Below are 9,214 nucleotides of genomic sequence, written 5' to 3'. Positions count from 1 at the left end.
AATCCCACGACGAATTTGGCATTATGGCAAAAGAAATTAATCAAAACATTCAAAACATTCAGTATGGTTTAGAAAAAGACCAAACAGCCATTGCACAATCTGCAGAAACTGCTAAAGCAGTAGAAGAGGGAGATTTAACTGCAAGAATCGTAGAGAATCCTCACAATCCACAACTGATAGAATTAAAGAATGTATTAAATGCAATGCTAGATGTCTTACAACATAAAGTAGGAAGCAATATGAATGCAATCAATGAAGTCTTTGAATCTTATAAATCCTTAGACTTTACTACTGAAGTTCCTAATGCACAAGGAAGTGTAGAAACCACTACGAATATTTTAGGAGAAGAAATTAGAAAAATGCTTATTTCTTCTGAAAGCTATGCCAAAGACTTAGTCAAACAAACCATTGAATTACAAAACTCTATGAGTAAGCTCTTAGATGGTAGTTCTTCTCAAGCAAGTTCTTTGCAACAATCTGCAGCAGCTATTGAAGAGATAAGTTCTTCTATGCAAAATGTTAGTGATAAAACCGCAGAGGTTACAAGACAAGCAGAGGATATTAAAAACATTGTAGGCGTAATTAAAGACATTGCAGACCAAACCAATCTTTTAGCCCTTAATGCAGCCATTGAAGCAGCAAGAGCAGGAGAACACGGAAGAGGATTTGCTGTTGTTGCTGATGAAGTGCGAAAACTAGCAGAAAGAACAGGAAAATCACTTGGCGAAATTGAAGCAAATGTGAATGTGCTAGTGCAAAATGTAAGCGAAATGAGTGAATCCATTAAAGAGCAAAGTTTAGGGATTTCACAAATCAATGAAGCGATTGTCCAACTAGAGACCGTTACAAATGAAAATGTTGAAGTCGCCAATATGACGAATGATATAACCAAAAATGTTAATGATATTGCACAAAACATCTTAAACGATGTGCATAAAAAGAAATTTTAATCCTCTTAATGAATCTTTGGAATCGCACCCGCGATTCTACGATTCTATTTCGTTATTTTAACCCAAAATAAACAGCAGATTCTATTCCTTTGTCCTTGCGAGAAAATTGCAAGATTTTTGCAACAATGCAAACTTGCTACTTCGTTTTTACCCATAAGAATAAATCCCAAACGACTCATTATTGGCTATAATTGCAAAATTTAAACTTCAAGGAAGAGAATGGAATATGATGTTATCGTAGTGGGCGGGGGACACGCAGGAATTGAATCTAGCTTAATTGCTGCAAAAATGGGTTGTAAAACTTTGCTAATTACTATGCTAGTAGAGCAAATCGGTGCAGCAAGCTGTAATCCAGCCATTGGCGGACTTGGCAAAGGGCATTTAGTTAAAGAAATTGATGCGCTTGGTGGTATAATGGGTTACCTTACGGATAAAAGTGGCATACAATTCCGCACTCTTAACGCTTCTAAAGGTCCAGCGGTGCGCGGAACGCGTGCGCAAATTGATATGGATAGATATAAAATCCTTGCACGAGACATTTGCTACCACGCCCAAAACCTAGAAGTAACTCAACAGCTTGTGGAATCTCTTGTGTTAAATGAAAACAAAAATGCAGTGATTGGACTAAAAACCTCTATTGGCAAAACTTATTATGCAAAAAAGATTATTTTAACCACTGGCACATTTTTACGAGGCAAAATCCACATTGGAGAGAGCACTTCTAGTAATGGACGAGCGGGGGAGCCTCCTGCGTCTGCTTTAGGAGAAGATTTGCGCTCACTTGGACTTGAAGTTGGTAGGTTGAAAACCGGCACTTGTGCAAGGATTAAAGCGAGTAGCATTTGCTTTGATAACCTAGAAAAACATTGCGGAGATACTCCTGCACCCTTTTTTAGCCAAAAAACAAAAAAAGAGCTAGGGAATGACACATTTAATCCCACACAACTTCCCTGCTATGTAACCTATACTAATGCCAAAACCCACGCAATCATTCGTGCAAACTTTCATCGCGCACCCCTATTTACAGGACAAATTGAGGGCATAGGTCCGCGCTATTGCCCAAGCATTGAAGATAAAGTGCATCGTTTCAGCGATAAAGAGAGACATCAACTTTTCTTAGAACCTCAAACACTAGAAGCAAATGAATACTATATCAATGGCTTAACTAGCTCCCTACCTTTTGATGTCCAAGAAGCAATGATTCACAGCATTGAAGGCTTAGAAAATGCAGAGATTGTGCGCTATGGCTATGCGATTGAATACGACTATATCAATCCAACCGAATTAAAGCACACATTGGAGACAAAAAAACTTAAGAATCTCTATTGCGCAGGACAAATCAATGGAACAACAGGATATGAGGAAGCTGGCGCACAAGGCATTTTTGCTGGAATCAATGCGGCTTTAAGTGCGCAAGGCAAGGAGGAAATCACTTTAAAACGCAATGAGGCTTATATCGCCGTTATGATAGATGATTTGGTTACTAAAGGCACAAAAGAACCTTATCGTATGTTTAGCTCGCGCGCAGAATATCGCTTACTCTTGCGAGAGGGAAACGCAATTTTCAGGCTTGGGGAGCTAGCCTATTCGCTAGGACTAATGGAATCTCAAGATTTCGCGCAACTAATGCAAGATAAAGCCGATATTCAAGAGGGTCTCCAATGGCTCAACAATACCCCCATTACACCCACCTTAGAGATGTTGCGATTCTTGGATTCTATTGGCGAGGAAAGAATTAGCGACAAGACGACCTTTGGCACAATTGTAAGCCGCCGTAGCTTTGATTTGCACAAGCTACTTAGAATCCAAGAAATCATAGAAGCACCCTTTTTGCGATTCTCTCCACGCGCACTAGAGGAAATTTTGGTAGAGGCAAAATATGCAAGTTATATCCAAAAGCAACAAAACCTTATTAACAATATGGACAAAATGTTAAGCATAACGATTCCTCAAGATTTCATTTTTGATGGGATTCCGGGCTTAAGTTTGGAAGTGATTGAAAAACTGAAAAAGTTTAATCCTAAAAGCCTTTTTGAGGCAAGCGAAATCAGCGGCGTAACACCCGCGAGCTTGGAAGTTTTGCAACTTTATATTCACCTACACAACAAAAGCTAATTTGCGTTCTTGCAAGCAAACACAGCCAACAAAATAATCTATAATATGGAATCTCTCATAATTATAGATTACCACGACCTACGAAATCTCGCAAGGACAAAATCTAGCATTTTTATTTTAGTTTTAATGCGAATGTGCTAAAATTGCACACTTAAAACTTTATTTTAGGTTGCTTTATGAAACAATTTGAATTTAAAAGAATTTTTTATGCACTTCTTGTGAGCTTATTCCTCGTAATAGGTTTTCAAAATGCAGCATTCGCGGAAGACGAATCACGACTAGACGCTTATAATAAATTGCGTAAAGTCATTGGCACAGTAGAAAAATATTATGTAGATGAATTAAGCCTGAACGAAATCGTAGATAAAGCGATTGATGGGCTTCTTTCAAACCTTGATGCACATTCTGCCTACTTGGACGAAAAGAAATTTGAAGATTTAAAAATCCAAACAGATGGACAATTTGGCGGAATCGGAATCACGATTGGCTTGCGTGATAATGCACTGACAATTATCGCTCCCATTGAAGGCACACCAGGCGACAAAGCGGGCTTAAAAAGCGGAGATATTATCCTAAAAATCAATGAGGAAAGCACATTAAATATGAGCATTGATGATGCAGTCAATAGAATGCGTGGCAAACCAAACACAAAAGTGCAGCTCACTATTGTGCGCAAAAACGAGTCAAAACCCTTAATTTTTGACATTGTGCGTGATAATATCAAAGTGGAATCCGTTTATGCAAAAGGAATTGAGGAAAGCAATTATGTTTATTTGCGCGTAACCTCCTTTGACAAAAATGTTAGCAAACGCGTAGAAGAAGAATTAAAAAAATTCAAGACGATTGATGGAATCGTGCTAGATTTGCGCAACAATCCGGGCGGATTACTCAATCAAGCCGTAGAATTAAGTGATTTGTTTATCAAAAAAGGCATTATCGTTTCCCAAAAAGGCAGAATCAAAGATGAAAACATTGTCTATAATGCAAGCAATCGCACGCCTTATGCAACCACTCCCCTTGTGGTATTAGTCAATAATGGAAGTGCGAGTGCAAGCGAGATTGTCGCGGGAGCGATTCAAGACAATAAACGCGGCGTATTAGTGGGAGAAGGAACATTTGGCAAGGGAAGTGTGCAAGTGATTCTCCCCACAGAAAAAAAGGAGGCTTTACGCCTCACGATTGCGCGTTATTATTTGCCAAGCGGACGCACAATTCAAGCTGTGGGTGTAACACCCGATATTGAAGTAGCTCCCGGAATCGTACCCGATGAAAATAGTGGCTTTAGCATTAAAGAAGCAGATTTGCAAAAACACTTAGAGGGAGAATTAGCAAAAGTAGAATCTAGCAAAGATAAAAAAGCAAAAGACGCCAAAAATTCTATTACACACCAACAAGTATTGCAAGACATTCAACTAAAAAGTGCAATTGATGTGTTGAAAATCTTTAAAGTTCTATAAAGGAGTCAAAATGCAGGCAACACAAAAAGAAATGATGTATGAGGGCAAAGGCAAAAAACTCTACAAAACAGAGGACAAGGGATTAATCATCTCACAATTCAAAGACGATTTAACCGCCTTTAATGCCGAAAAAAAGGGTAGCGAGCAAGGCAAAGGGATTCTAAATTGCAAAATCTCAACTGAAATTTTTAAATTACTAGAAAAAAACGGCGTCAAAACACATTATGTAGAAACCATAGGTGAGGATTTAATGCTCTGCAAACTTGTTCAGATTATCCCCATTGAAGTAGTTGTACGCAATGTTGCAACAGGTTCTTTAACGAAGAGATTAGGTATCAAAGAGGGAGAATCTCTTCCTTTTACGCTTGTAGAGTTTTATTACAAAGACGATGCACTAGGCGACCCTCTCATCAATGATGAACACGCACTAATTTTAAAATGCGTTCAATCCATAGAAGCATTAGATGAATTGCGCAAAATTGGGCGAAAAGTCAATGAAGTGTTAAGAGAATTTTTTGACAAAAAGAATCTTATTTTGGTAGATTTTAAACTAGAATTTGGGGTGGATAGCACGGGTGCGATTCTGCTTGCAGATGAAATCACGCCCGATTCTTGCAGATTCTGGGATAAAAATACAAAAGAAAAATTAGACAAAGACCGCTTTAGACAAGATTTAGGCAATGTTAAAATGGCGTATGAAGAGATTTTGAAAAGAATTTTAAGCTAGGGAGATTTATGAAAGTAGAAGTCATTGTAGGACTAAAAGAAGGTGTATTAGACCCACAAGGCAAAGCCATACACCACGCATTAGAATCTTTAGGCTATCAAGGCGTAGAAAATGTCAAAGTTGGCAAAGTGATTACATTAGAAATTGCAGGAGATAAGACAAATATCCAAAAAGAAGTGGAATCTATGTGCGAAACTTTGCTTGCTAACACGGTGATTGAAAACTACGCAATAAAGATATAGCAATGGTTGCGATTCTACAATTCTTAGGAACAAATTGCGAATATGATATGGAATACGCTTTTTCGCTTTTAAATGCACCTACACAAATCGTATGGCACAAAGAAACCTCCTTACCACAAGGCACAAAACTCGTCGTGATTCCCGGAGGATTCAGCTATGGCGACTACTTACGCAGTGGGGCGATTGCGCGTTTTTCTCCCATTATGAAAGCTGTCATAGACTTTGCAAAACAAGGTGGTTATGTACTTGGAGTCTGTAATGGATTCCAAATTTTACTTGAAAGCGGATTGTTGCCCGGGGCAATGAAGCATAATGAAAATTTACATTTTATCTCAAAAGATTCTGACCTGAAAATCATTTGCAATGACAATGTTTTTTTGAGCAAATTCCAACCTAATGAGATTATTAAGATTCCAATTGCACACGCAGACGGCAATTATTATATTGATGAAGCAGAACTAAAAGACCTTAAAGCCAATCATCAAATTTTGTTAGAATATGTCTGTAATCCTAATGGTTCGGTGTGCAACATCGCAGGAATCTGCAACAAAGAAAAAAATGTTTTTGGGCTTATGCCTCACCCTGAACGCGCAATAGAAAAACTGCTAGGACAAGACATTGGCTTAAAAATGCTAGAAGGATTTTTAGAAGCTTTATGAGAATTTTCGCGCGATTATTAGTATTTGTTTTGGGTTTGTGCGTCTATGGAATTGCACAGAACATGGAGATAGGGGACTTCAATGAAAATGGCGAAACAAGAATGTTTCCACAAAGCACTCCTGAAACTTCCGCAGAGACTTCTAATCCGCAAACTTCCTCTAACACACCAAAACAAACCTTACCCAACGCAATCTTAGAGGAAAACCTACAAGAGCAACCTACTCCGATAGAATCCGAAACTTCCCAAAATAGTCCAAATCTTAATGAACATTCTAGCACCAATCCATTCCTTGCTCCGCAAGATTCCTTAGAGCCACAAGAAATTTTGGAATCACAAAATGTAGAATCCCCCAATCTACAAGTAACAGAGGATTCTTACCCTACAAGCCCTGTTGCCAAAAATGTTTATTTAGAAATGCTCAATCCTCCTTTGGATCTTTTATATGTCCATCAAATCATTCCTTTAGAATTAAAACTACTTGTATTATCCGATTATTCCACGATTAAAACGGAATTTATGTTTGAAAACAACATTCAAGCAACAAGCGTAGAGATTCTTAACACCAACGAAAATTGGACTCTTAATGCAGAGGATTCTAGCTTAAGAAATACCTTTTATCTCAAAATCAAACAGCCAAACTACACAATTCCAGAAATTAGAGTAATCGTCAATACTAGCGAGGGAGAAGCGAATGAGCGCACACAAAGCCTTAGTGGCAAAGCGATTAAACTAGAACGCAAAGGAAATTTTTCTCAAGTACTTGCACAAGATTTAAAAATTTTAGACACCAAAATTACAAACTATGACACAAATCACAATCTTGCCGTACTTCAGCTTCAAAGCCTAATGGGGAATTTATTTGACTTCCATTTAGAAGCTTACACGCAACAAGGCATTGAAAGCAAAAGCGGGGATTATAAGCAGGCAGTTGCATTTTATTATGCAATTGTGCCAAAAGATTTAAATGCGATTCGCTTTGATTATTTCAATACAACAACCTCCAAATACACAGAATTGCACGTAGAAAATATTGCCATTGAAGATAGGGTCAGCACACAAAGTGATATTAGACCCAAGAATAACTATCAATTCTTCAAAATCACTGCAATGGTATTCCTCATCATTGTATTTTTTGGTTTGTATCTTTATAAAAGAAAAAAGATTTTCATTTTGCTCGGCGTGGTTGCACTTGGAATCTTGCTTTATCTCTTGACACTGAAAACCTCCGCTACGCTTAAAGCAAATGTTCCTCTTAGAATCCAGCCAACTTTCAACTCTACAATTATTCTTACAACACAAGAGCCTATGGAAGTTGAAATTTTAGGGCAACGAAGTCATTATTACAAAGTCATCTTACAAGACGATAGCATTGGATGGGTAAAACGCAATGATATCCAAAATTAGAGCTCTTAGCGCAGTCTTTTATACATTGCTTGCAATTCCTTTTGCAATTCTTTTGATGTATCTTTTCAAAAATGTTCAACGCAAAATACGACAAATCACTGCCAAAATTTTCATTATCCTTTTTGGAGTGCGTGCAGAGATTAAAGGCGAATTAGACCCAAGCGCACAGATTCTTCTTATCAATCATCAAAGTTTTATGGACGTCATTTACCTAGAAGCAATCCACCCCAACAATCTTTGTTGGATTGCAAAAAAAGAGCTCGGTAAGCCCTTTTTATATGGACACGCGCTAAAAGCCCCCAAAATGATTCTAATCAATCGCGAAAGCAAAAGGGAAATTGTGTTTTTACTCAAAGAAGCGAAGGATAGATTGGAGCAAGGGCGCACTTTGTGTATTTTTCCAGAGGGCACACGAAGCAAGGGTGAGGAGAAACTTCTACCCTTTAAAAATGGAGCAAAACTTTTAGTGGAGCATTTCAATCTCAAAGTCCAACCCATCGTGATTTGTGGCACACGCAAATGTCTTGATATTGGAGCATTAAAGTTTCCAAACACAACTTTTACCCTCCAATATCTTCCCGCTTTCACACCGCAAGATACACAATGGTTTGAAGCACTCAAAACACAAATGCAAGAGACCTATTCTCAAATGTATTTAGAATCTCAAAATACACAATCCAAAGGTTAGTAATGCACGGAAAAATCGTTCGTTATTTAAGCAGCAATGGCAAAGGAGCTGTGATTAATCTATCAAGGAAGCTTTTTGAATTTACCAAAGAGACTTGGCACGATAAAAAGGTAATTCCAGCCGTAGATATGTTTGTAGAATTTCGTTGCAATGAAGCAGGACAAATTACGGATTGTAAAGCCTCCAAATTTCAAGATTTCAGTGGCAATTCTATGATTTCTGAATCAGAATTTTGGCATCACGAAACAGACGAACAGCTAGAAACCCTCTTAAGCAATAAACGCGATGCAATCGTTCAAAAGATTTACAAAGAAACAAATTATCAAAAAATCAAAGAAATTACTCTTGACATCAAACCAATGGAATCACTTAAAAGATATTTCTATCAAGAGTTTTCCGCCATTGCATTTTTAAACGATTTATATTTGCCAAAAAACAAATATTTATACGACTATACACATCTCAAACGTTTTAGCGCCAAAACATTGGATAATTTACTTTATAGCGACAAAACTATTCCCAAAGATGATTTTATTGAAGAGATTGGCATTATGACGCGTTTAGAATCCGCCTATTCCGATTTTACGCGTTATCAAAAAGTCAATGTTGAAAATGTTTTTAAAGACCATTTTTTGTCCCAACAATGCCATTACCAAGCCCTCATAGTCGCAATCAATAATGCAAAAGACACAAGCAATCTCTGTCAAAAAAGAATCAATGCTTTTAACAGCGATATTCTTTTGCTAGAGCGCAGAATCCAAGCAAAAGTAGATTTGGAAAAAAATCAGCAAAAATTGCAAAAAGTGCGACTAGAGCTTAAAAAAATGATAGAAATGGAAAGCTACAATAGCAATCTTTGCAAGTATCTCTTGCAAATAAAAAAACATTTTGAGGAACATTATTTCAAAATCTTTACAAGCCTTTATGAAAAAACCTATGAGAGAATTTATAAAAAAATCAAAAGCGGCTT

9 protein-coding genes are annotated in these 9,214 nt (G+C 37.5%); all 9 read left to right on the top strand.

Annotated elements, in window-relative coordinates:
* Positions 1-950, top strand: a 950-nt coding sequence (locus Q1553_RS01640) for a methyl-accepting chemotaxis protein (RefSeq protein ID WP_300842705.1), incomplete at its 5' end; no start/stop codon positions are given.
* A 219-nt stretch (positions 951-1,169) separates the two neighbouring features.
* Entirely contained in the window at positions 1,170-3,065 is a 1,896-nt protein-coding gene (mnmG, locus tag Q1553_RS01635) for a tRNA uridine-5-carboxymethylaminomethyl(34) synthesis enzyme MnmG (protein ID WP_297571155.1), read from the top strand.
* Between the two features lie 176 nt (positions 3,066-3,241).
* Positions 3,242-4,522, top strand: coding sequence for a S41 family peptidase (locus Q1553_RS01630; protein WP_297600665.1), 1,281 nt, complete (start codon positions 3,242-3,244; stop codon positions 4,520-4,522).
* Positions 4,523-4,532: 10 nt separating this feature from the next.
* Positions 4,533-5,249, top strand: coding sequence for a phosphoribosylaminoimidazolesuccinocarboxamide synthase (gene purC, locus Q1553_RS01625; RefSeq protein ID WP_297578993.1), 717 nt, complete (start codon positions 4,533-4,535; stop codon positions 5,247-5,249).
* Between the two features lie 8 nt (positions 5,250-5,257).
* Complete coding sequence (gene purS, locus Q1553_RS01620; RefSeq protein WP_115552010.1) at positions 5,258-5,491, top strand: phosphoribosylformylglycinamidine synthase subunit PurS; 234 nt, start codon at positions 5,258-5,260, stop codon at positions 5,489-5,491.
* 2 nt (positions 5,492-5,493) lie between these two features.
* A complete protein-coding gene (purQ, locus tag Q1553_RS01615; protein WP_115552011.1) occupies positions 5,494-6,150 on the top strand; it encodes a phosphoribosylformylglycinamidine synthase subunit PurQ in 657 nt (218 codons plus the stop codon).
* Positions 6,147-7,556 (top strand): SH3 domain-containing protein, encoded by a 1,410-nt coding sequence (locus tag Q1553_RS01610; protein ID WP_300842704.1) that lies wholly within the window; start codon positions 6,147-6,149, stop codon positions 7,554-7,556. The genes purQ and Q1553_RS01610 overlap by 4 nt, the downstream gene beginning before the upstream one ends.
* Positions 7,540-8,244 (top strand): lysophospholipid acyltransferase family protein, encoded by a 705-nt coding sequence (locus Q1553_RS01605; RefSeq protein WP_115552012.1) that lies wholly within the window; start codon positions 7,540-7,542, stop codon positions 8,242-8,244. The genes Q1553_RS01610 and Q1553_RS01605 overlap by 17 nt, the downstream gene beginning before the upstream one ends.
* Before the next feature lie 2 nt (positions 8,245-8,246).
* Positions 8,247-9,214: hypothetical protein (locus Q1553_RS01600; RefSeq protein ID WP_300842703.1), on the top strand; the 968-nt coding region annotated here is incomplete at its 3' end.

It is taken from the genome of Helicobacter sp. UBA3407 (assembly GCF_949747025.1).
Classification (GTDB): domain Bacteria; phylum Campylobacterota; class Campylobacteria; order Campylobacterales; family Helicobacteraceae; genus Helicobacter_D; species Helicobacter_D ganmani.
Note: the sequence above shows the minus strand (reverse complement) of the source record. Positions and strands in the feature narration are given on the sequence as shown.

Coding starts and splice junctions, on each gene's coding strand:
- purQ (WP_115552011.1), top strand. CDS start 5,494: ATGGTTGCGATTCTACAATTCTTAGGAACAAATTGCGAATATGATATG.
- purS (WP_115552010.1), top strand. CDS start 5,258: ATGAAAGTAGAAGTCATTGTAGGACTAAAAGAAGGTGTATTAGACCCA.
- Q1553_RS01630 (WP_297600665.1), top strand. CDS start 3,242: ATGAAACAATTTGAATTTAAAAGAATTTTTTATGCACTTCTTGTGAGC.
- Q1553_RS01605 (WP_115552012.1), top strand. CDS start 7,540: ATGATATCCAAAATTAGAGCTCTTAGCGCAGTCTTTTATACATTGCTT.
- purC (WP_297578993.1), top strand. CDS start 4,533: ATGCAGGCAACACAAAAAGAAATGATGTATGAGGGCAAAGGCAAAAAA.
- mnmG (WP_297571155.1), top strand. CDS start 1,170: ATGGAATATGATGTTATCGTAGTGGGCGGGGGACACGCAGGAATTGAA.
- Q1553_RS01610 (WP_300842704.1), top strand. CDS start 6,147: ATGAGAATTTTCGCGCGATTATTAGTATTTGTTTTGGGTTTGTGCGTC.